This window comes from Streptomyces sp. BK208 (assembly GCF_004364245.1).
Classification (GTDB): domain Bacteria; phylum Actinomycetota; class Actinomycetes; order Streptomycetales; family Streptomycetaceae; genus Streptomyces.
In genome coordinates this window covers 213,264-233,127 of sequence record NZ_SOAV01000014.1, presented here as the reverse complement: position 1 = coordinate 233,127, position 19,864 = coordinate 213,264, and the positions used below count along the sequence as shown (strand labels likewise).

13 protein-coding genes and 1 tRNA gene are annotated in these 19,864 nt (G+C 70.7%); 3 read left to right on the top strand and 11 right to left on the bottom strand.

All coding sequences use genetic code 11. The features are described 5' to 3' along the window. Window positions 1-19 precede the first annotated feature (19 nt). Window positions 20-148 carry a DLW-39 family protein gene (locus EV562_RS35780; RefSeq protein WP_003999697.1) on the bottom strand — a complete coding sequence of 43 codons (129 nt, stop codon included), beginning with the start codon at window positions 146-148 and terminating at the stop codon, window positions 20-22. Between the two features lie 338 nt (window positions 149-486). On the opposite strand from EV562_RS35780, the gene EV562_RS30190 reads away from it, so the two are divergent. Continuing rightward, window positions 487-870: a DUF6344 domain-containing protein gene (locus EV562_RS30190; RefSeq protein ID WP_133890020.1), complete on the top strand. Its 384-nt coding sequence runs from the start codon at window positions 487-489 to the stop codon at window positions 868-870. Between the two features lie 282 nt (window positions 871-1,152). Here the strand turns inward: EV562_RS30190 and EV562_RS30185 are convergent, their stop codons facing one another. Continuing rightward, a complete protein-coding gene (locus EV562_RS30185; protein ID WP_133890019.1) occupies window positions 1,153-1,365 on the bottom strand; it encodes a ferredoxin in 213 nt (70 codons plus the stop codon). Window positions 1,366-1,885: 520 nt separating this feature from the next. On the opposite strand from EV562_RS30185, the gene EV562_RS30180 reads away from it, so the two are divergent. Both EV562_RS30180 and EV562_RS30175 read left to right on the top strand, forming a co-directional pair. Beyond that, entirely contained in the window at window positions 1,886-6,088 is a 4,203-nt protein-coding gene (locus EV562_RS30180) for a hypothetical protein (RefSeq protein ID WP_133890018.1), read from the top strand. Between the two features lie 306 nt (window positions 6,089-6,394). Then, window positions 6,395-6,814, top strand: a complete 420-nt coding sequence (locus EV562_RS30175) for a hypothetical protein (RefSeq protein ID WP_133890017.1) — start codon at window positions 6,395-6,397, stop codon at window positions 6,812-6,814. Window positions 6,815-6,877: 63 nt separating this feature from the next. Here EV562_RS30175 and EV562_RS30170 read toward each other — a convergent pair. From EV562_RS30170 to dnaA, 9 genes are all read right to left on the bottom strand, one after another. Continuing rightward, window positions 6,878-6,954 (bottom strand) — tRNA-Ile (locus EV562_RS30170). Between the two features lie 111 nt (window positions 6,955-7,065). Then, complete coding sequence (locus tag EV562_RS30165; RefSeq protein WP_166662066.1) at window positions 7,066-7,791, bottom strand: DUF3566 domain-containing protein; 726 nt, start codon at window positions 7,789-7,791, stop codon at window positions 7,066-7,068. 18 nt (window positions 7,792-7,809) lie between these two features. After that, window positions 7,810-10,404 (bottom strand): DNA gyrase subunit A, encoded by a 2,595-nt coding sequence (gene gyrA / locus EV562_RS30160; protein ID WP_133890015.1) that lies wholly within the window; start codon window positions 10,402-10,404, stop codon window positions 7,810-7,812. A 42-nt stretch (window positions 10,405-10,446) separates the two neighbouring features. Next, on the bottom strand, window positions 10,447-12,507 hold the full coding sequence (gene gyrB / locus EV562_RS30155) for a DNA topoisomerase (ATP-hydrolyzing) subunit B (RefSeq protein WP_208298453.1): 2,061 nt from the start codon (window positions 12,505-12,507) through the stop codon (window positions 10,447-10,449). Window positions 12,508-12,941: 434 nt separating this feature from the next. Beyond that, window positions 12,942-13,532: a DUF721 domain-containing protein gene (locus EV562_RS30150; RefSeq protein WP_133890013.1), complete on the bottom strand. Its 591-nt coding sequence runs from the start codon at window positions 13,530-13,532 to the stop codon at window positions 12,942-12,944. Continuing rightward, the gene (gene recF / locus EV562_RS30145; RefSeq protein WP_133890012.1) at window positions 13,529-14,650 is read right to left on the bottom strand and encodes a DNA replication/repair protein RecF; all 1,122 of its coding nucleotides are present in this window, start codon (window positions 14,648-14,650) and stop codon (window positions 13,529-13,531) included. The genes EV562_RS30150 and recF overlap by 4 nt, the downstream gene beginning before the upstream one ends. Window positions 14,651-14,708: 58 nt before the next feature. Further along, complete coding sequence (gene gnd, locus EV562_RS30140; RefSeq protein WP_133890011.1) at window positions 14,709-15,584, bottom strand: phosphogluconate dehydrogenase (NAD(+)-dependent, decarboxylating); 876 nt, start codon at window positions 15,582-15,584, stop codon at window positions 14,709-14,711. 208 nt (window positions 15,585-15,792) lie between these two features. Continuing rightward, a complete protein-coding gene (dnaN, locus tag EV562_RS30135; protein ID WP_003975054.1) occupies window positions 15,793-16,923 on the bottom strand; it encodes a DNA polymerase III subunit beta in 1,131 nt (376 codons plus the stop codon). A gap of 905 nt (window positions 16,924-17,828) precedes the next feature. Next, complete coding sequence (dnaA, locus tag EV562_RS30125; RefSeq protein WP_133890010.1) at window positions 17,829-19,820, bottom strand: chromosomal replication initiator protein DnaA; 1,992 nt, start codon at window positions 19,818-19,820, stop codon at window positions 17,829-17,831. Between the last annotated feature and the right edge of the window lie 44 nt (window positions 19,821-19,864).

Genomic DNA, 19,864 nt, shown 5'->3' with positions numbered 1-19,864 from the left:
GACCGGATGTCGGTCGTACTCACGAACCCGTGGGCACGGAGTCAGTCGCCTCCGTCCACAGATCCTGCTCGGCGCGATCCGCCTGGATCTGGCGGTACACGAGGAGCCCGCCGATGGCGGCCAGTGCGACCAGGAGAAGCTTCTTCACCGCGCGACCTCGTCTTTCCTTGACGTAGGGGACCTCTGGCGCCCGACTATACACACCGGCCGATACCGATCGGTGACCTGCGTCGGTGGTCAACTGCCCGTCGCCGGAACCCTCTAGAAGCGGACGAGACCATTCTGATCGGAGGGTGATCACACCCTCACGTGCGGTGACTTTTGCCCGCCTCTCTCCCGTCTGGGCAGCCTTTCCACCCCCTTGCGGCTATTCGGGTGGTGTTCATCTGAACATCGACGCGCCACGGGCCCAGGTCCACCACTTCGCGATCCGCATACACATCATGAGGAAAGTACGCAAATCGCCCAACCCGAAAGTGAGGGGCCATGGCCCGGAACAAGGTCCTGACGCTGTGGACCAGCGTCGTCACCGCCTTCCTCGCGCTGTGCACGGCGCTCGGATTCATCACGACGACGGCCGCCGCCGCCGTACCGCAGACCGGAACGCACAGCAACACCGAGAGCGCCTCCCCCCAGGCGGCACCCGCGGCCGCGGCCCCCAGGGCCCGGACCCGAACCGGCTCCCTGCCCCCCACGATGAAACAGCGCATCCGCGCCGAGGCCCACGGCGCGGCACCCAGTTGCCGCCACCACCCGCTCGCCGACGCCTCCGCGGCGGCGGCAGCCGCCACCGCCACCACCACCGGCCTCCCGTGCGACGACACCGCAGCCGGACCTCGGACCCAGCACACCATCCCGCTCCAGCGCTGAGCGGCCCGCACCACCCCCGACCCTGACGCAACGGCGATCTGCGTACGCACCACACGCGAGAAACGGCCCGGCCGCTCGACAGAGCAGCCGGGCCGCCGCCGTGTGTGCCCGGAGGGACACGGCGACGCCCCCGGCCGGCCCCCACGTACGGACCCCTGTGGCCACGCGGGGAGTTGTGACCTGCGGCCGTACCCGTCCGGAAAGACGGTGAGTGCCGCCGTGAACCGGCGCCCCGGCGTCGCGCCTCACCCCCGGCAGGTCCTCGGCCCGGTCCCCGTCCGCTCAGCCCCGTGTCCCTTCCGGGTCCGTGCGGGTGAGGGTGATCGCGGCGGACGGGCATCCCTCGGCGGCCTCGCGCACCCTCGGGGCGTCGACGTCGTGTTCCCGGCCGGGTATGACGGCGCCGAGGCCGTCCACCTTGGTGAAGACGGCCGGGGCCCGGTGGACGCAGTCACCGGAGCCGTAGCACTGCTCGGGGTCGAGGACGATCCTCATGCCTACTCCAGCGGCGGTCGGTGGCGAGGCCTTCCCGACCTGCCTTCCCAGCGAACGGCACGCTGAACCCGCCCTGCCGGGAGACCTGTTGGCGCGGACTCCCGCGGCCCGATGCCCGGGCCGTCCCGTACCGAGGCCGTCCCGTACCGCGACGGGCGGCCCGTCACACGTACGCGTCGGCATGGTTTGGCTCCGGTCCCTCCCCTCGTGGGGACCGGTGCCACACCATGCCGGCGCCGTTCTCGCGTGCGGTGGCGGGGCTCCGGCGGACCGGCAGGGGACGGGCTGCGGAAAGCTGGCCGAGAACATGCGGCCTCACGGGGCCTCACGGGGTAGCTGTCCGAGTACTGAGCCGCTGACCTGTCCGGGTACCGCGGGGACGCTTCGCCACTGCGACGCGATCCTGCCATCCGTGGTCGGCGCAGGGGAGGTTCCGGACCTACGGAACCGATGTAGCCGCAGGTCAGACGTATAGAGTGAGTTTTCCGGTCCGGACGTCCAGGTGTGGGGGAAGTAAGGAGTGGACACCTTGAGTTTCGACTCAGGGGCACGCACGGCCTTCGCAGAACGCCTCGCACTGCTGTACACGGAGGCGGGAAATCCTCCCCTCAAGCGCGTGTCCGAGGCTGTCGTCCGGCTCCAGCGGGTCGACGAACGAGGGCGGCCGGTACGCGTCTCCGCCCAGCGGATCAGCGACTGGCGCCGGGCCAAGAACGTGCCCGCCCAGTTCCCCGCCCTCGCGGCCGTCCTGCACGTCCTCATACCGCAGGCGCGACGCGCGCGGCCCGTCCCCGTCTCCGCCGGCCTGTACGACCTGACCCAGTGGCAGCGCCTGTGGGAGCGGGCGCTGGCGGACCCGACCGGTGAACGCCCCGCGCCGCCCGCGGTCGAGGAACAGCCGGCCGCCGAGACCCCGGGCGCCCCCGGCGGGGTCTGCCCCTACCGGGGACTGGCCGCCTACCGCCGGCAGGACGCCGGCTGGTTCTTCGGGCGGGAGCGGAGCACCCGCGCTCTCGTCGCCCAGCTCCACGCGGCCCGGGACACGGGCGGCCTGGTCATGCTCGTGGGCGCCTCGGGAGCGGGGAAGTCCTCACTGCTGAACGCCGGCCTGGTGCCCGCCCTGCGCGCCGAGGCGCCGGACCCCGGGGACGGATCGCTCAGGCGGGTGCTGCAACTCGTCCCCGGTGCCGACCCGCTCGGGGAACTGACCCGGCTGATACCGGCGCTCGCGCCCGTCGTCGACGCCATGAGGCGCACGGCGGCACGGAAGACGGCGGCCCCGGAGCCGGGCGCCCCCGGGTCCCCGGCCACGGACGTCCCGCGCGCCGAGGACGCCGTCAGGGCGGCCTTCGCGGCGTGGGCGGCGTCCGCCGACGGCACCGGGGGGCAGGACACGCCTTCGCGGGATGCGCCGGACGCGCCGGACAGGCCGGACGCACAGGACAGGCCTGACAGGCCGGACAGGCCGGACAGGCCGGACGCGCAGGACGGGCACCGCCGGGACGGGACTCCGCCGACCGCGCCCCCCGCCCGCCCCGTCGTCATCGTGGACCAGTTCGAGGAGCTCTTCACGCTCTGCCCCGACGACGCGGACCGGCGGGTGTTCATCCGGCTGCTGCAGGCCGCCTGCGTGCCCGGAGCCGCCGGGAAGCCGGCACCGGTGCTCGTCGCCCTGGGCGTCCGCGCCGACTTCTACGACCGCTGCCTGCGCTATCCCGAGCTGGCCGACGCGCTCCAGCACCGGCACATGGTGCTCGGCCCCCTCACCACCGCCGAACTGCGCGAGGCGGTGATCGCCCCCGCCAGGGCCGTCGGCATGGAACTCGAACCGGGACTCGCCGAGCTGATCATCCGCGAGGTGAGCAGCGACGGCCCGCAGGGCGCCCACGACGCGGGCGTACTGCCCCTCCTCTCCCACGCCCTGCTCGCCACCTGGCAGCGACGCAAGGCGGGCCGGCTGACCCTGGCCGGGTACCGCGCGGCCGGCGGCATCCAGGGCGCGGTGGCCGCGACCGCCGAGCGTGCCTGGTCCCGGCTGGACCCGGCGGCCCGCACGGCCGCGAGACTGCTGCTGCTCAGGCTGGTCCGGCTGAGCGAGGACACCCAGGCCACCCGCAGACGCAGCACCCGGCGCCGACTGGCCGAGGAGTCCGGCGACCCCGGCAAGACGGAGGAGTCCCTCGAAGCGCTGGTGCGGGCCCGGCTGGTGACCCTAGACGCGGACACCGTGGAGATCACCCACGAGGCCCTGCTGCACGCCTGGCCCCGGTTGCGCGACTGGATCGACGAGGACCGCGCCGGGAACCTGCTCCGTCAGCGGCTGGAGGAGGACGGCCTGGCCTGGGAGGAGTCGGACCGCGACTCCGCGCTGCTCTACCGGGGCTCCCGGCTGGAGCAGGCGAGCGGCTGGGCGAAGTCGGCCGACGACACCTTCCTGACCCGCGGTGCGGTGGAGTTCCTGGCCGCCGCGGTCAGGCTGCGCAGGCGCACCGTCATGATCAGGCGGGCCGCGGTGGCGGCGCTGGTCGTCCTCTCCCTCGTGGCCGTCGGCTCGGCGGTGCTCGCCTGGCAGCAGCGCAACGACGCCGTGTTCGAGCAGGTGGTCGCCGAGGCGGACCGGGTCCAGGACACGGACCCGTCGCTCTCCGCCCAGCTGGACCTGGCGGCCCACCGCCTGCGCCCGGACGACGAGAACGTCAGGAACCGCCTGATCTCGATCGTGAACGCGCCCCTGGCCACCCCGCTGCTCGGGCACACCGGCGCCGTCTACCTCACCTCCTTCAGCCCGGACGGACGCATCCTGGCGACTGCCAGCTACGACCGGACCGTCCGGCTGTGGGACGTCTCGGAGCCCGGCCGCCCCCAGCCGCTCGGCAAACCGCTCACCGGACACACCAGCTGGGTGAGCACCGCGGTCTTCAGTCCGGACGGCCGCACCCTGGCCAGCGCCTCGGACGACGGCACGATCCGGCTGTGGGACGTACGCGACCCCAGCCGTCCGCGCCCGCTCGGCGCTCCCCTGGCCGGCCACGACGGCACCGTCTACCTGCTCGCCTTCAGCCCGGACGGCCACACCCTCGCCTCCGCCCACGACGACCACGCCGTGCGCCTGTGGGACGTGGCCGACCCGCGCGCCCCCAAGGCGCTCGACACCCTGACCGGCTCCACCGCCGCGGTGCGCTCGGTCGCCTTCAGCCCCGACGGACACACGCTCGCGGCCGGCGGCGACGACGACAAGGTCCGGCTCTGGGACGTCACCGACCCCGTGCGGCCGACCGCCGTCGGTGAACCGCTCACCGGCCACAGCGGCCTGGTGCACTCCGTGGCCTTCAGCCCCGACGGCCGCACCCTCGCCAGCGGCAGCGCGGACGACACCGTCCGGCTCTGGGACGTCACCGACCCCGCCCGGGCGAAATCCGTCGGCGCCCCGCTCACCGGCCACACCGGTCCCGTCTGGGCGGTGGCCTTCAGTCCCGACGGGTCCATGCTCGCCGTGAGCAGCGCGGACAGCACGGCGAGCCTGTGGAACGTCAGCGACCCCTCGTACCCCTCCCAGGTCGGCGTGCCCCTCGCCGGGGGCAGCGGGGAGATGTACGCCCTGGGCTTCAGCCCCGACGGCCACACCCTCGCCACCGGCAGCGGCGACAGCAAGGTCCGCCTGTGGTCGCTGCCGACGTCGGACGTGATCGGCCGCATCGGCGCCTTCCGCCCGGACGGACACGTCCTGGCCACGGCGGCCCGCGACGGCAGGGTCCGGCTGTGGAACGTGACGGACCCCGCCCGGCCGGTGTCGCTGAGCGCCCCCTTCGCGCCGGGGGGCCCGGGGGAGAGCGACCTCCGCTCGCTGGTGTTCTCGCCGGACGGCGGCACACTCGCGGTTCTCGAGGCGGACGCGCTGCGGTTGTGGGACGTCACGGACCCGGCCCGGCCCACCGCCCACGGACCGCCGGTGGCGCTGAACACCCGCTACGCGGGCCCCGACACCCTGGCGTTCAGCCCCGACGGCCGCACCCTGGCCACGGCGTACGACGACCGCACCGTCCAGTTGTGGAACACCGACGACCCCTCCAGCCCGCGCCGCCTGGGCCGGCCGCTCACCGGCCACACGGGCTACGTCAACACCCTCGCCTTCAGCCCGGACGGCCGCACCCTCGCCAGCGGCGGCGCGGACGACGCCGTACGCCTCTGGGACGTCACCGACCCGGCGCACGCCACCCGGCTCGGCGCGCCCCGCACCGGGCACCTCGGGCCGGTCAACGTCCTCGCCTACAGCCCCGACGGCCGCACCCTGGCCAGCGGCAGCGACGACGGCACCGTCCGGCTGTGGAACGTCACCGAGCCCGGCGGGACGTCCGGGGCCGCGACCACGCTCGCCGGGCACACCGACTCGGTGACGTCGCTGACGTTCGGCCAGGACGGCTCCACCCTGGCCAGCGGCGCCAACGACAACACGGTCCGCCTGTGGCACGTCACCGGCCCCGCCGAGGCCACCCCCGTCGGCCAGGCGATGAGTCCCAACGCGAAGACCGGCAGCTTCCTCTCCTTCAGCCCCGTACGGCGCATGCTCGGGGTCTCCAGCGGCACGGACACCGTCCGCCTGTGGAGCCTCGGCGTGGACGACGCCATCGACCGCATCTGCTCCGCCACCCGGGGCGTGCTGACCGAGGAGAAGTGGCACGAGTATCTGCCGCGCCTGGACTACGAGTCACCGTGCGACCACTGACCACTCCGGCCGAACGTGATCCGCGTCACATCACTCGCGCCCGACCGACCAGTCGGCACCCACCGGGCGCCCGGGCTTGTTAGCCTTGGCCACAGCCCGACCGCTGGCGCATCCCCCGTCGCCAGCGGTCGGGTTTTTTCGCACCCTCGCCCCCGGGCCTCCTTCCGAGGCGGGCAGACCCGTATGCCCCGGTGCGGTCGCCGCGCCACGACTCCGGGGTGACGCTGTGACCGTGACGGACGCGCTCGCCTCCGTCGCGCCGCGAGGTGGAGTGACGACCGCGCCAGGACGAAGGGGCGACAGGCCATGGCGGACATGCCGCAGGGAGCACGGCGGGAGACCGGGGGCGGCCGGAACGACGGCGGGCCGGCCGGACCGCTGAGGTACTTCGGTGTGCCGCTCCTCGTCAGCGGAGTCCTGAGCATCCTGCAAGGCATCGCGGGCATCGCCACGGACCGCCTGTTCGTCGCCCCGCGACACTACGAGTACCGGTTCGACCTCACCAGCTGGGGCTGGATCCACCTGGTCGTCGGCGTCGCGCTGGTCGTCGTCGGCGCGGGAGTGCTGCGGACCATGTCCTGGGGCCGCGCGGCCGCGGTGACGACCGCCGCGATCAGCCTGGTGACCCAGTTCATGTTCATCCCCTACTACCCCCTGTGGTCGATCAGCGTGATGGCGCTCGACCTGATCATCCTGTGGGGCATGGCCCGGCTCGCCCACACATGAGCGAAGCGGACCGGACCGCGGACGCCGAAGACCCCCAGCCGTACCGGCTGGGGGTCTTCGTGCTGGTGGGGCTAACAGGATTTGAACCTGTGGCCTCATCCTTATCAGGGATGCGCTCTAACCAACTGAGCTATAGCCCCGCCGCGCTCTGCGGTGTATGTCCCGCGCGCTGACCCCTGAAGATTAGCGCACGAGGCGGGCAGTCCCAAAATCGGTTGGCGCGCGGTCCGGGAGCGCGGACGCCCCGCGGATCACTCGTCCTCGGCGAGCGTCAGCTCCACGCCGCCGACGAAGCCGGCGGACAGGTTGTAGATGAACGCGCCGAGCGTCGCCAGGGCCGTCGCGAGGACGACGTCGATGACCGCGATGATCGTCGTGAACATCAGCACGTTGGGCAGCGACAGGAAGGACTGCAGGTCGAAGCCGTTGGACTCGTTGGAGCCGGTGGCCTCGGAGATCGTGCCGCCGACGGTCGAGAAGACCCCCATGGCGTCCATGACCATCCACAGCACGGCGGAGGCCACGATGGTGCAGATGCCGAGCGCGATGGAGAGCAGGAAGCTGACCTTCATCACCGACCACGGGTCGGCCTTCGACACCCGCAGGCGCGCCTTGCGCACCCGGGGAGTGGTGCGGGCGCCGGTGCGCGGGCGGCGGACGGCGGCCGCGGTGCCGCCCTGGGCCTGGTAGGCCTGCGGCGGGTGGTAGGGCCCGCCGGGCTGCTGGGGCCGCCGTTCCCCCGGCAGCGGCGAGGCCGCCGCCTGCGTCTGCTGGCCTCGGGTGTCCGTCACAGTTCCCCCCTGGGATCCATGCGTTGTGGACGAGCTCCCCGAGTGCGAGTCGGTCGCTCCGTCGTCGATCCTGCGCAGCTGAGTCGTGTGCGAATCCGTCGCACGCGCGGCGGAGCCACGGCCGCCGCCGCCCGTTTCCGTACCCGAAGGGGTACCGGCCGATCCGGCGCCCGTGGCTCCGCTCACGATGACTCTCTCCTCGTGCTACTCGGCCGAGGGCGCCTCACCCTCGTCCGTGCCGCTGGTCGCGGCACCCTCGGCGGTCTCGTCGACGGCCACGTCGCCGTCGACCTCCTCCGCCTCGCGTCCCGCCTCGGCGTTGCGTGCGATGCCGACGACGGCATCGCGCTTGCCCAGGTTGATCAGTTGAACGCCCATGGTGTCACGGCCGGTCTCCCTGACCCCGTTGACTCGCGTACGAATCACACCGCCCGAGAGCGTGATGGCGAGGATCTCGTCGTGCTCCTCGACCACCAGCGCACCCACGAGCGACCCGCGGTCCTCGACGATCTTGGCGGCCTTGATGCCGAGGCCACCGCGACCCTGGACGCGGTACTCGTCGACGGAGGTCCGCTTCGCGTAACCGCCGTCGGTGGCAGTGAACACGAACGTACCGGCTCGAACAACATTCATCGAGAGCAGCTCGTCCCCTTCGCGGAAACTCATGCCCTTGACGCCCGAGGTGGCACGTCCCATCGGACGCAGCGTGTCGTCCGACGCCGTGAACCTGATCGACTGCGCCTTCTTGCTGATCAGCAGCAGATCGTCCTCGGCCGAGACGAGTTCGGCCCCGATCAGCTCGTCGTCGCTGCCGTCCGCCTGCTCCCGCAGGTTGATGGCGATGACACCGCCCGAACGCGGCGAGTCGTAGTCCTTCAGCGGCGTCTTCTTCACCAGGCCGGCCTTGGTGGCCAGGACCAGGTAGGGAACCGCCTCGTAGTCGCGGATCGCGCGGATCTGGGCGATCGTCTCGTCCGGCTGGAAGGCCAGCAGGTTCGCCACGTGCTGGCCGCGCGCGTCCCGGCCGGCGTCCGGCAGCTCGTAGGCCTTGGCCCGGTAGACCCGGCCCTTGTTGGTGAAGAACAGCAGCCAGTGGTGCGTGGTGGACACGAAGAAGTGGTTGACGATGTCGTCTTCCTTGAGCTTCGCGCCGCGCACGCCCTTGCCGCCGCGCTTCTGCGCCCGGTAGTCATCGGTCTTGGTGCGCTTGATGTAGCCGCCCCGCGTGACCGTGACGACGATGTCCTCCTCGGCGATCAGGTCCTCGATGGACATGTCGCCCTCGTAGGGGATCAGCTTCGTCTTGCGGTCGTCGCCGTACTTCTCGACGATCGCGGTCAGCTCCTCGCTGACGATCCCGCGCTGACGGACCGGGGAGGCGAGGATCCCGTTGTACTCGTTGATCTTCGCCTGCAGGTCGTCGTGCTCCCGGACGATCTTCTGGCGCTCCAGGGCCGCGAGGCGGCGCAGCTGCATCTCCAGGATCGCGTTGGCCTGGATCTCGTCGATCTCCAGGAGGTCCATCAGGCCCCCGCGCGCGATCTCGACGGTCTCGCTGCGCCGGATCAGCGCGATGACCTCGTCGATGGCGTCCAGCGCCTTGAGCAGACCGCGCAGGATGTGCGCCCGCTCCTCGGCCTTGCGCAGCCGGAAGCGCGTACGGCGGACGATGACCTCGATCTGGTGGTTCACCCAGTGGCGGATGAACGCGTCCAGGGACAGGGTGCGCGGCACGCCGTCGACCAGGGCCAGCATGTTGGCGCCGAAGTTGGTCTGCAGGTCGGTGTGCTTGTACAGGTTGTTCAGGACGACCTTGGCGACCGCGTCCCGCTTGAGGACGATCACCAGGCGCTGGCCGGTGCGGGACGACGTCTCGTCGCGGACGTCGGCGATTCCGCCGATCTTGCCGTCCTTCACCAGGTCGGCGATCTTCTGCGCCAGGTTGTCCGGGTTGACCTGGTAGGGCAGCTCCGTGACCACCAGGCACTGGCGGTTCTGGATCTCCTCGACCTCGACGACCGCGCGCATGGTGATCGAGCCGCGCCCGGTGCGGTACGCCTCCTCGATGCCCTTGCGGCCCACCACCAGGGCGCCGGTCGGGAAGTCGGGGCCCTTAATGCGCTCGATGAGCGCGTCGAGCAGCTCCTCGTGCGAGGCCTCGTAGTTCTCCAGGTACCACTGGGCGCCGGCCGCGACCTCGCGCAGGTTGTGCGGCGGGATGTTGGTCGCCATGCCGACCGCGATGCCCGCCGAGCCGTTGATCAGCAGGTTCGGGAAGCGGGCGGGCAGGACGGTCGGCTCCTGGGAGCGGCCGTCGTAGTTGTCCGTGAAGTCGACGGTCTCCTCGTCGATGTCGCGGACCATCTCCATCGACAGCGGCGCCATCTTGCACTCGGTGTAGCGCATGGCCGCCGCCGGGTCGTTGCCCGGCGAACCGAAGTTGCCGTTGGAGTCGACGAGCGGCATGCGCATCGACCAGGGCTGGGCGAGGCGGACCAGGGCGTCGTAGATGGAGCTGTCGCCGTGCGGGTGGTAGTTGCCCATGACGTCGCCGACGACGCGGGCGCACTTGTAGAAGCCGCGCTCGGGGCGGTAGCCGCCGTCGTACATGGCGTACAGCACGCGCCGGTGCACGGGCTTGAGGCCGTCGCGGACGTCGGGCAGCGCGCGCGAGACGATGACGGACATCGCGTAGTCGAGGTACGAGCGCTGCATCTCCGTCTCGAGCCCGACGGGCTCGACACGCATCGCCAGGGCGTCGTCCTCGGACGCCGTCACAGGAGTGTTCTCGTCGGTCATTGCTGGTGAAGATCCTTCCTGGTGCGGTCAGCTGAGACCGACTCAGATGTCGAGGAAGCGGACGTCCTTGGCGTTGCGCTGGATGAACGCGCGCCGGGCCTCGACGTCCTCGCCCATCAGCACCGAGAACAGGTCGTCGGCCTGCGCGGCGTCGTCGAGCGTGACCTGGCCGAGCACGCGGTGCTCCTGGTCCATGGTCGTGATGCGCAGCTCCTCGGCGTTCATCTCGCCGAGACCCTTGAAGCGCTGGACCGAGTCCTCGCGGATGCGCTTGCCGGCGTTGCGGCCCATCTCGATCAGCGCGTCGCGCTCGCGGTCGGAGTACGCGTACTCGAAGTCGTCCCGGCCCCACTTGATCTTGTACAGCGGCGGACGGGAGAGGTACACGTGGCCGGACTCCACCAGCGGCCGCATGAAGCGGAACAGGAAGGTCAGCAGCAGGGTGTTGATGTGCTGGCCGTCGACGTCGGCGTCCGCCATCAGGATGATCTTGTGATAGCGGAGCTTCTCGATGTCGAAGTCCTCGTGCACACCGGTGCCGAACGCGGAGATCATCGCCTGGATCTCCTGGTTCTGCAGGATCCGGTCGATGCGCGCCTTCTCGACGTTGAGGATCTTGCCCCGGATCGGGAGGATCGCCTGGTACTGCGGGTTGCGGCCGGACTTGGCCGAACCGCCGGCGGAGTCACCCTCAACGATGAAGATCTCGCACTTGGTCGGGTCGTTCGACTGGCAGTCCGACAGCTTGCCCGGCAGCGAGGCCGACTCCAGCAGGCCCTTGCGCCGGGTCAGGTCACGGGCCTTGCGGGCCGCCACGCGCGCGTGGGCCGCCTGGATGCCCTTGCGGATGATGTCCGCGGCCTCGTTCGGATTGCGGTCGAGCCAGTCGGTCAGGTGCTCGTAGACGACCTTCTGGACGAAGGTCTTCACCTCGGTGTTGCCCAGCTTCGTCTTGGTCTGGCCCTCGAACTGCGGCTCGCTCAGCTTCACCGAGATGATCGCGGTCAGACCCTCGCGGATGTCGTCACCCGTGAGGTTGTCGTCCTTCTCGCGCAGCAGCTTCTTGTCGCGCGCGTACTTGTTGATCAGTGAGGTGAGCGCCGCGCGGAAGCCCTCCTCGTGCGTGCCGCCCTCGTGCGTGTGGATGATGTTGGCGAACGAGTACACGCCCTCGGTGTAGCCGCCGTTCCACTGCATGGCGACCTCGAGGGACAGGTTCTTGTCCTTGTCCTCGGCCTCGAGGTCGATCACGGTGGGGTGCACCAGCTCTCCCTTGCGGGAGTTGAGGTACTTCACGAAGTCGACGATGCCGCCCTCGTAGTGGTACGAGACGCTCTTGACCTCGTGCTTCTCGTCCTCGCCCGCCTCGTCCGCGCCGGCCGTGGCCTTCGCCGACTCGCGCTCGTCGGTGAGGTTGATCCGCAGGCCCTTGTTGAGGAAGGCCATCTCCTGGAAGCGCCGGGAGAGCGTCTCGAAGGAGTAGTCGGTGGTCTCGAAGATGTCGCCGTCGGCCCAGAAGGTGACCGAGGTGCCGGTCTCCTCGGTGGCCTCGTGCCGGGCGAGCGGCGCCGTGGGGACGCCCAGCTTGTACTCCTGCGTCCAGCGGTGGCCGTCCGTCTTGACCTCCACCGCGACCCTCGTGGAAAGGGCGTTGACGACGGAGACACCCACACCGTGCAGACCACCGGAGACCGCGTAGCCGCCGCCGCCGAACTTGCCGCCCGCGTGCAGCACGGTCAGCACGACCTCGACGGCGGGCTTCCCCTCGGAGGGGACGATGCCCACCGGGATGCCACGGCCGTTGTCGACGACCCGGACACCGCCGTCGGCGAGGATCGTGACGTCGATCGTGTCCGCGTGGCCGGCCAGCGCCTCGTCGACGGAGTTGTCCACGACCTCCTGCACCAGGTGGTGCAGGCCTCGTTCACCGGTCGAGCCGATGTACATACCGGGTCGCTTGCGGACCGCGTCCAGACCCTCGAGGACGGTGATGGCACTGGCGTCGTACGAGGTGGGAGCCTCGCCGGGCGAGGTGCTCACCGCGTCGTTCACGCCGGTGTCGGTGGACGGGTTGTTCTCGTTGGGGTTGCCGGAATCGGCCACGAAGCGCCCTTTCTGGCACAGCACGAGCCGGGCTCGTCGGCAGGTTGCCGGAGCGGCTGCGGCATGTTGCGTTGGTAAGCCTTGATCAGCGTTGCTCAGCTAGTCCCGGACGGTCCCCACGTTCGGGGCGGGATTCTCTCTCATTCTACCGGTACCACTGACACTGATGGGGGTTTGCCGGTACCTGAGTCCGCATGTGCCGCCCTGAACGAGCCTTGCCCGACTCCCGATATACGGAAGGGGGCTTCAAGAGGCTCACAACGGCACTCAGCGCTTCGAGGCGTCAACCCTTTGCTACTTGGCAGTCAGAACCCGCGGCGCGCCCGCTTCCGGGGGCGCGCCGCAGCGTGCGCCAACGGTTCACGCCGACCGTCGGCACCGATTTTTGTGAGGTACATCACGCATGCCTGACGGGCTGCCAGACCGTCCGCCGGTCACCCGTAGGTGTCACCCGGGCCCTGGCTGCCGGGCGCCCGCAGCGGCCCGTAGCGCCGCCCCTGACCGGCCGGGCCGCCGGGTCCGAGAACCTTGATCATCCGAACCGACCCGTGCCCCAGGTCCTCGTTGAGACGGGCCACCAGCGTCGGGGCGAGCAACCGCAGGTTCGTCGCCCAGGCCGTCGAGTCGCAGCGCACGACCAGCACCCGCTCGTCCTCGTCGTACCGCTCCGGTACGCAGTGCTTCGCCACGTCCTCGCCGACGATCTCCGGCCAGCGGCCCATCACCCCGCCCACCGCGGCCGGGGTCTCCCAGCCTCGCTCGGTGATCAGCCGGTTGATCGCCGAGCCCAGCGCCATGGGATCGCGGCCGTCGGCCCGCGCCCCGGAGCGCAGGCCCCCGCGACGCGCCTGCTTCTTCTGCTGGGCCGCGTCCCCCCGCGCGCGTGCCGCCTCCCGCGCCGCCCTGAGGGCCACGCGCGCGAGGTCGACGCCGGACGGCTCCGGGCCGCTCTTCCCGCGGTTCCCGTCGTGGTCCTTGTCGCGATCGCCCGAAGGACCCCCGGTGGCCGGCCCTTCGGCGCTCATACGCGCTCCACCGCGCCCTCCGCGACCGCGTACCGCGCCCCCGCCAGCACGTGCGGCACGTCGTCGTCGACGGCGGCCGTCACCAGCACCTGCTCACCGGGCGCCACCAGTTCGGCCAGCCGCTCCCGGCGCCGCGCGTCCAGCTCGGCGAAGACGTCGTCCAGGACCAGCACCGGCTCGTTGCCCTCCGCCCGCAGCAGGTCGAACGAGGCCAGCCGCAGCGCCAGCGCGTACGACCAGGACTCGCCGTGCGAGGCGTACCCCTTGGCGGGCAGCGAGCCGAGCTTGAGCAGCAGGTCGTCCCGGTGCGGGCCCACCAGGGTGACGCCCCGCTCGATCTCCTGCTTGCGCGCCTCGGCGAGCGCCGCCATCAGCTGCTCGTACAGGTCCTCACGCCGGTGCGCCTCACCGGGCGCCGACGGCTTGTACTCCAGGGCCACGGGGCCACCGCCCGGGGCCAGCTGCTCGTACGCCTTGTCGGCCAGCGGCTGCACGGCCGCGATCAGGTCCAGGCGCTGGGCGAGCAGCTCGGCGCCCGCGCGCGCGAGGTGCTGGTCCCAGACGTCGAGCGTGGACAGGTCCATCGTCCGGCCGCCGTGCCGGCGGGCGAGCGCGGCCGACTTCAGCAGGGTGTTGCGCTGCTTGAGCACCCGGTCGTAGTCGGAGCGCACCCCGGCCATCCGCGGGGAGCGGGCGGTGATCAGCTCGTCCAGGAAGCGGCGCCGCTCACCGGGGTCGCCCTTCACCAGCGCGAGGTCCTCGGGAGCGAACAGCACGGTGCGCACGATGCCGAGCACGTCACGTGGTCTGACCTGGGAGGACCTGTTGATGCGGGCGCGGTTGGCCTTGCCCGGGTTCAGCTCGAGCTCGATCAGCTGCTGCCGCTCGCCCTGCCTCACCTGGGCGCGGATCACGGCGCGCTCGGCGCCCATGCGCACCAGGGGGGCGTCCGAGGAGACCCGGTGGCTGCCGAGGGTGGCCAGGTAGCCGACCGCCTCGACGAGGTTGGTCTTCCCCTGCCCGTTGGGGCCGACGAAGGCGGTGACGCCCGGGTCGAGGGGCACCTCGACCCGGGCGTACGAGCGGAAGTCGGCCAGCGACAGATGCGTGACGTGCATGATCGTGCGCCGACCTTCCGGGTGTTCGTCCCTCGGGCGCCCGGCCCTCGGGTACTGCCTACTTCTTCTCGACCGCGTGTCCGCCGAACTGGTTGCGCAGCGCGGCGATCATCTTCATCTGCGGCGAGTCGTCCTGGCGGGACGCGAACCGCGCGAAGAGGGAGGCCGTGATCGCGGGCAGCGGCACCGCGTTGTCGATCGCCGCCTCCACAGTCCAGCGTCCCTCACCGGAGTCCTGTGCATAACCCCGGAGCCCGTCCAGGTGCTCGTCGTCGTCGAGCGCGTTGACCGCCAGGTCGAGCAGCCAGGAACGGATCACCGTGCCCTCCTGCCAGGACCGGAAGACCTCGCGGACGTTCTCCACGGAGTCGACCTTCTCCAGCAGCTCCCAGCCCTCGGCGTAGGCCTGCATCATCGCGTACTCGATGCCGTTGTGGACCATCTTCGCGAAGTGGCCCGCGCCCACCTTGCCGGCGTGCACGGCACCGAAGTCGCCCTCCGGCTTGAGGGCGTCGAAGACCGGCTGCACCTTGGCGACGTCGTCCGCGTCGCCGCCGTACATCAGCGCGTAGCCGTTCTCCAGGCCCCACACGCCGCCGGAGACGCCGCAGTCCACGAAGCCTATGCCCTTGGCGGCCAGCTCCCCGGCGTGCTTCTCGTCGTCCGTCCAGCGGGAGTTGCCGCCGTCCACGACGACGTCACCGGGCTCCAGCAGCTCGCCGAGCCGGTCGACGGTGGCCTGGGTGGCCTCGCCGGCCGGGACCATCACCCACACCACGCGCGGTGCGCTGAGCTTGCCCACAAGCTCTTCCAGGCTGTGGACGTCGGCGAGGTCCGGATTGCGGTCGTATCCGACGACGGTGTGGCCCGCGCGGCGGATCCGCTCGCGCATGTTGCCGCCCATCTTGCCGAGGCCGACGAGACCGAGCTCCATCAGTTGCGTTCCTTAGGTGTGCGAGGTGGCAAGGCGGCACCTCCGTACCCGCCGGATGCGTGCCGCGGCACTTTCGTACCCGAGCCGAGCCTAAACCCGGACGGCCGCGCACAGCTGTGGGCATACGCGCTCAGACGTACGCCCCCACCTGCACATTCGTCCCCAGCCTGTGGACGGCCACCGACTCCGCCACCACCGGACGCCCGGCTCAGCCGCTCAGTCGCACCGGCATGATCAGGTACTTGTACGCCTCGTCCGCCTCGGCGTCCACCGCGGGCCTGCCGCTGAGCAGCGCCGGCTTCGTGGACGTCGTGAAGGACAGCTGGGCGACCGGGGAGTCGATGGCGCTCAGACCGTCCAGCAGGAAGGTCGGGTTGAAGGCGATCGAGATGTCGTCACCCTCCAGCTGGGCGTCGACCCTCTCCACAGCCTGTGCGTCGTCGCTGGAGCCGGCCTCCAGGATCAGCACGCCCTGCTCGAAGCTGAGCCGCACCGGGGTGTTCCGCTCGGCGACCAGGGCAACGCGCTTGACGGCCTCCACGAAGGGAGCGGTCTCGATCACGGCGACGCTGTTGAACTCGGTCGGGAACAGCGTCTTGTACTTCGGGAGGTCGCCCTCCAGCAGACGCGTCGTCGTCCGGCGGCCCGCGCCCTCGAAGCCGATCAGGCCCTCGCCGGCGCCCGAACCGGACAGCGCCAGGATCACCTGGTCACCGCTGGTCAGCGCCTTGGCGGTGTCCTGGAGCGTCTTGGCGGGCACCAGGGCGACCGCGGAGATGTCCGGGTTCTCCGGCTTCCACAGGAACTCGCGGACCGCGAAGCGGTAGCGGTCGGTGGACGCCAGCGTCACCGAGTCGCCCTCGATCTCGATGCGCACACCGGTCAGCACGGGCAGCGTGTCGTCGCGGCCCGCGGCGATCGCCACCTGCTGCACGGCCGAGGCGAAGACCTCGCCGGGGACCGTGCCGGTGGCCTCCGGCATCTGCGGGAGCGCCGGGTACTCCTCCACCGGCAGGGTGTGCAGGGTGAACCGCGAGGATCCACAGACCACCGTCGCCCGTACACCGTCTGTGGAAATCTCCACCGGCCGGTTGGGGAGGGCGCGGGAGATGTCGGCGAGCAGACGGCCCGAGACGAGGACGGTGCCCTCCTCCTCGATCTCCGCCTCCACGGACACCCGCGCCGAGACCTCGTAGTCGAAGCTGGACAGGCTCAGCTGCCCCTCCTCGGCCTTCAGCAGCAGGCCCGCGAGGACCGGCGCCGGCGGACGGGCCGGGAGGCTGCGGGCCGCCCAGGCCACTGCCTCCGCGAGTACGTCGCGTTCCACCCGGATCTTCACTGTTGCCGCCTCCTGCTGTTGCCGGCGCTGCTCGCCCTGCTTCGCCTTCGTCGTCTGACCGGTGTCGTGTGCCGCTGTGGGGGGCAGAACACCGGGGACCAGTCTGACGCACCCCACTGACAGTAGGTGCCGTTCGGGGTCAAGTCGCGACGAGGTGCGGTCGGGCTCGAGAGGCCGAGTTGTGCACAGGACCCACTTCGAAACGGATTCCGCTCTCTCTCTAGTCGTCAGTAGTAGTAGGGCCTGTGGATACCGTGGATAACCTCGTTTGCCCAGGTCAGAGCAGGAATTTTGTCCACGGGTCCTGTGGGCGGAGCCGGTGGACAACCGGGCGTATCTGTGGAGAACAGAAAGTTCTGCACACACCGTGCACAGGGAGAGGCGACTTCTCCCCAGAGCCGTCCCCAGCTTTGGCCCCGTTTCCCACAGCCCCACCAGGCAGCCCGGTGTGACGCCTTTCACTCGACGCGGTGACAGGGCGCGTCACGTTGCCGAACAGTGGACAGGCATGTGGAGAAGCTGGGGATCACTGGGGACAACCGCCTCCAGCCTGTGGGTTGCCCGTGGACAACTGCGTGCACAGCCTGTGGATCATTTTTTCGTCCACAGCCTGTGGAGATCGTTCGTCCACGAATCCACAGGGAGCTGACCTGCCCTGATGATCCCTCACCAGCCTGGCCTGTGGACAGGATCGGGACAACTTCCCAGTCCCCAAGGTGTGGACGGAAAAAATCCGTCGAATCTGTGGAGGAAGCCCGTAACCCGGCAGGTATTCGAACATCGGCCAGGACAGCCGTACGAGCCAGGGATCGGGTGTGAACCCGCGAGGCCATGCGAAAGGCGCCCCCGGGGAGTCCGGAGGCGCCTCGTGGCCGGCGGCGGTCGGCCGCTCCTGATGCGGTTGCTCAGCCGTTCTTGATGCGGTTGGTCAGCTCGGTCACCTGGTTGTAGATGGACCGCCGCTCGGCCATCAGATTGCGGATCTTGCGGTCGGCGTGCATCACCGTGGTGTGGTCCCGGCCGCCGAACAGCGCGCCGATCTTCGGCAGCGAGAGGTCCGTCAGCTCGCGGCAGAGGTACATGGCGATCTGCCGGGCCGTGACCAGCGCCCGCCCGCGCGAGGTGCCGCACAGGTCCTCGACGGTGAGGCCGAAGTAGTCGGCGGTCGCGCCCATGATGGCCGTGGACGTGATCTCGGGAGCCGAGTCCTCGCCGCCCGGGATCAGGTCCTTCAGGACGATCTCGGTCAGGCCCAGGTCGACCGGCTGCCGGTTGAGCGACGCGAACGCCGTCACCCGGATCAGCGCCCCCTCCAGCTCGCGGATGTTGCGGGAGATCCGCGAGGCGATGAACTCCAGCACCTCGGGCGGGGCGTTGAGCTGTTCCTGTACCGCCTTCTTGCGCAGGATCGCGATGCGCGTCTCCAGCTCCGGCGGCTGGACGTCGGTGATCAGCCCCCACTCGAAGCGGTTGCGGAGCCGGTCCTCCAGCGTCACCAGCTGCTTGGGCGGCCGGTCGCTGGAGAGCACGATCTGCTTGTTGGCGTTGTGGAGGGTGTTGAAGGTGTGGAAGAACTCCTCCTGCGTCGACTCCTTGTCCGCGAGGAACTGGATGTCGTCGACGAGCAGGATGTCCATCTCGCGGTACCGCTTGCGGAAGCTGTCGCCCTTGCCGTCGCGGATGGAGTTGATGAACTCGTTGGTGAACTCCTCCGAGCTCACGTAGCGCACCCGGGTGCCCGGGTAGAGACTGCGCGCGTAGTGCCCGATGGCGTGCAGCAGGTGGGTCTTGCCCAGTCCCGACTCCCCGTAGATGAACAGGGGGTTGTAGGCCTTCGCGGGCGCCTCGGCGACGGCGACGGCCGCCGCGTGGGCGAAGCGGTTCGAGGCGCCGATGACGAAGGTGTCGAAGAGGTACTTCGGGTTCAGGCGCGCGGTCGGCTCGCCGGGGCCGGTGGCCGGCGCGGGCTGTGCGGCCAGCGGGCCGGGCGCTCCGGTGGCGGGCCCGGGACCCACGGGACCGCCGCGGTGGACGTGCCCGGATCCGGACGGCGGCTCGGGCAGCTCGCGGCGGGGGCCGCGCTGCTCGTACTCCCCGCGCTGCTGGTCGTAGTCGCCCCGCTGCTGGTCGTACTCGCCGCGTGGCGGGTCGTAGTCACCGCGCTGCTGCTCGTAGTCGTTCCGCTGCTGGTCGTAGTCCCCGCGCGGGGGCTCGTACGACGGGCGTTCCGGAGGCTTCGGCCGGTAGTCCTGCTGGTACGCGCTGTGCGACTCATGGGGGTACGGCGAGGACTCCTGGCCGTACGGCTCCTGCGCCGGCGAGGCGTAGGGGTCCCGTTCCGGGAAGCCGAGGCGCTGCTGCTGCCAGCCGTAGTCGTCCTGCTGCTGCGGGGGACGGGGCCAGGAGCCGGGCTCGGGGCGCTGGTACTCCTGCGGGTAGGCGGGCCGGGCGGTGGGGAGCTGGTCGCCGCGGTTGCGGCCGTACCCCTCGTACTCGTCGCGGTACTCCTCGCGGCCGCCCTGTCCCTGGCCCTGGGCGGGGTGCTCGGGCTCCTCGTAGCGGGGCTGGGGGCGGGAGGGCGGCGTCTGGGGTGTCTGCGGAGCGGGTCCCGAGGGTTCGCCCACGGTGTCGTCGACGGTGATCGCGATGCGGATCGGGCGGCCGCATTCGCGGCTCAGGGTCTCGCTGACGACGGGGGCGAGACGGCCCTCCAGTACGCCCTTCGCAAATTCGTTCGGTACGGCGAGCAGGGCGGTGTCGGCGACCAGCGCGAGCGGCTGGCAGCGGCGGATCCAGTGCTCGTCCTTCGACTCGACGCCCTGCCCGCGTCCGTCTCCGAGGAGTTGCTCCAGTACGCGTGGCCACACTGCGGCAAGATCGGCAGGTACGTCAGCCACAGGGCACGCTCTCTCACGAGTCCCTCGAAGGTGTGATTCGGGGA

What these genes read in the sequence shown, in the direction of transcription:
- EV562_RS30190 (WP_133890020.1), top strand. Translation starts at nt 487, where the DNA reads ATGGCCCGGAACAAGGTCCTGACGCTGTGGACCAGCGTCGTCACCGCC.
- EV562_RS30185 (WP_133890019.1), bottom strand. Translation starts at nt 1,365, where the DNA reads ATGAGGATCGTCCTCGACCCCGAGCAGTGCTACGGCTCCGGTGACTGC.
- EV562_RS30175 (WP_133890017.1), top strand. Translation starts at nt 6,395, where the DNA reads ATGGCGGACATGCCGCAGGGAGCACGGCGGGAGACCGGGGGCGGCCGG.
- gyrA (WP_133890015.1), bottom strand. Translation starts at nt 10,404, where the DNA reads ATGACCGACGAGAACACTCCTGTGACGGCGTCCGAGGACGACGCCCTG.
- EV562_RS30150 (WP_133890013.1), bottom strand. Translation starts at nt 13,532, where the DNA reads ATGAGCGCCGAAGGGCCGGCCACCGGGGGTCCTTCGGGCGATCGCGAC.
- recF (WP_133890012.1), bottom strand. Translation starts at nt 14,650, where the DNA reads ATGCACGTCACGCATCTGTCGCTGGCCGACTTCCGCTCGTACGCCCGG.
- gnd (WP_133890011.1), bottom strand. Translation starts at nt 15,584, where the DNA reads ATGGAGCTCGGTCTCGTCGGCCTCGGCAAGATGGGCGGCAACATGCGC.